The organism is Clostridium sp. SGI.024 (genome assembly GCF_050315195.1).
Lineage (GTDB): Bacteria > Bacillota > Clostridia > Clostridiales > Clostridiaceae > Clostridium.
In genome coordinates, this window is the sequence record NZ_JBNPON010000192.1 from 1 (window position 1) to 257 (window position 257).

Below are 257 nucleotides of genomic sequence, written 5' to 3' on the forward strand. Positions count from 1 at the left end.
GAACTTTGTTAATAGGGACTCCGTTTCGGTTTGTTCTTATACAGGCTAGTGCAGCAGCATACAATGCTCTACGGCCTATTCTAGTTCCTCGTTTTGAAATTTTATTTTGATTACCTTTAAACTTACCTGACTCATTAACAGAGCTATCTATACCAAAGAATGCAACTAGGTGTTTAGGTCTTAGAAAACCATTAATATCACCTATTTCAGCTATTAATGTAACAGCTGTTAAACGTCCTATTCCTGGGATAGAATCA

1 protein-coding gene is annotated in these 257 nt (G+C 36.2%); it reads right to left on the reverse strand.

Annotated elements, in window-relative coordinates; all coding sequences use genetic code 11:
• A partial coding sequence (locus ACQRD5_RS17370; protein ID WP_427747136.1) for an IS110 family transposase occupies nucleotides 1–257 on the reverse strand: 257 nt, incomplete at both ends.